This is a genomic window from Bradyrhizobium sp. 23, from assembly GCF_023073295.1.
Classification (GTDB): domain Bacteria; phylum Pseudomonadota; class Alphaproteobacteria; order Rhizobiales; family Xanthobacteraceae; genus Bradyrhizobium; species Bradyrhizobium canariense_D.
Window position 1 is genome coordinate 41,674 of sequence record NZ_JADPJF010000042.1, and the last position, 2,308, is coordinate 43,981.

At 66.2% G+C, this 2,308-nt stretch carries 1 protein-coding gene and 1 pseudogene; both read right to left on the reverse strand.

Annotation, left to right across the window (positions count from 1 at the left end):
• Nucleotides 1–144 (reverse strand): annotated as a pseudogene (locus IVB32_RS09880) (YkgJ family cysteine cluster protein); the annotation flags it as partial.
• 201 nt (nt 145–345) lie between these two features.
• Nucleotides 346–2,308: lytic transglycosylase domain-containing protein (locus IVB32_RS09885; RefSeq protein WP_247410271.1), on the reverse strand; the 1,963-nt coding region annotated here is incomplete at its 5' end.

Here is a 2,308-nt window from a genome sequence, read left to right on the forward strand (position 1 = left end):
GCGGACCAGCAGCTTCTGCTTTTCCAGCGCATTCAACGCACGTTCGATTTTGAGACGAGATAGTCCCGTGGCGTCGATCACACCCTTCATCGTCGTCGCGCCTGCCTCTACTGCACGGGCGACGCTCAACATTGCCTGATCCATGTTTGTAGTTCTTTTCTTCTCTTATTGAGGCGCGCCCGATCCGCCCTGCACGATCTTCTCGTTCAGCTTCTCACCGTACGGTCTGGAGCACTCCGGCCCATGTTGATGGCCCCGCCTCAAACGCCGGGAGCTGACCGCGTTACCCCCTCGCGCGGATACCTTGTTATCGGATCGCCGCAAGCGAGTCTCATAGGCACGCCGCTATTCCACGCTGCCGGCGCCACGGCGCAAATCAGCCTCGATCTGCAACCGGGTGCCGCCGCCGAAGCGGGCGCGGTAGACCTGAAGGTTCTCCATGATCCGCTGCACATAGTTGCGCGTCTCGGAGAACGGGATCAGCTCGACCCAGTCGACCGCGTCGACCTTGGGGTCACGCGGATCGCCGTAGCGGTCGATCCACTTCTTCACACTGCCGCGGCCGGCATTGTAAGCGGCGAAGGTCATGATGTAGGAGCCGCGATAGTCTTCGAGCAGTCCACCGAGCTCGGCCGAGCCGAGCGTGGCGTTGTAGGCCGAATCGTTCTTCAGACGCCCCAGATCGTAGGTCCCGCCGTGCCGCTTGCAGACATAGCGCGCAGCGTCCGGCGTCACCTGCATCAGCCCATAGGCCTGCGCCGGCGAGACGACCGAGGGATTGAAGGCGCTCTCCTGCCGCGCGATGGCGTAGATGATGCTGCGCTCGACCTCGGGTCCGATCGGCGTGAATTGCGGAATGCCGTTGACGGGATAGGCATAGAAATCGAACGGCAGCCCGCGATTGAGCGCGGCCTTGCCGAGCAGCAGCATGCCGCGCGCGTCGCTGTGGCGCTGGGTGAGCTCGCCGAGGCCGGCTAGCGCTTCGGGATCGCCGTTCTCGCCCATGTCGGCGAGCAACGGTATCACCATCTCGCGCTCGTCGAGCTCGTAGAGCAGCTGCGCGGCGCGCACGATCTCCAGCCGTTCGGCACCGCGGCTGCGCGGCTGAGCGTTGAGCTCGATCTGCGGCAGGCCGAGCTTGGCGCGTGCGAGCTGGCCGTAATAGCTGGTGGATTGCTCGGCGGCCCGCGCGTAGGCGTTGCGCGCCTCCTGCTGGCGGCCTGCAGCTTCGGCGGCGCGGCCCTGCCAATAGCCGGCGCGCGCCAGCGTGGTCGGATTGACGCTGCCGATCCCGATGCGGGCAAAGTGCTGGGTGGCGGCCGCGGGATCGTTGAGGAAGCGCAGCGCGATCCAGCCGGCGGTGAACTCTTGCTCGGTCTTGTAGATGTCGCGCGAGGGCAGGGCCGCATCGCGCGCGATCAGATAGGCGCTGCGGAATTCCTCGGTGTCGATCATCTTGCGCGCCAGGAGGCGCCGTTCGATCCACCATTCGTCGAGATTGTAGAGCCGGCCCGGATCCTTCGGTGCCGACAGCATGAGCTGGGCGGCTTCCGCAAATTTCTCCTCGCGGCGCAGCAGCTGGATCTTGCTGAAGATGAAGCCCGGATCGCCGTGCAGCTCGCGCGGCACGGCTTCGAGCAGCGCACGAGCGTTCGGCGCTTTCTTGAGGGAGGCGATGCGGGCTTTGGCGAGTGCGACATAGCCGGCCCCGAGGCGCTTTGCAGCCCGCAATGCGGCCTCGTTCTCGCTGCCGTAGAGCAGCGTATCCATCCGCGCCTTCTGATCGCCGGGCGTCAGCAGCGCGCCGAACTGGTCGAGTGCGTTGTTTTCGGTCTCTTCCGACATCGGGTCGCTGCGCCAGGCATCGCGCACCAGACGTTCGGCGTTGGCACGGTCGCCGCGCGCCAGCATCGCCTTGGCGAGCGTGAAGCGGCCCTTGGCGGACACGGGGGATTCGTTCTCGAACCACGACCACGCGACCTGGTCGTCGCGCCTGTCGTCCCACATCGCGGCCTCCAGGCGCCGGCGCAGGAAGGTCTGCGAGGGCCAGCTCGGATTGGCGGACAGGAAGGCGCGGTAGCGCTCCACAGTCGCGCCATTGTCCTCGCTGCGAAGGATGATCCATTCCGCGAGTTTTCGCGCGACCGGATCCGAGATCGTGGCCGCGGCACTGGTGGCGTCGCCCGCCTTGCGCTTGCGCACGAGCTCGATCACGGTCTCCAGCGTGTCCTTGTCGGCTTGCGGCGTCGAGGAGGTCGCAGCAACCGCAGCCGGTGTGACCGGCTTGCGCGGGGCGGCATGCTGGCGG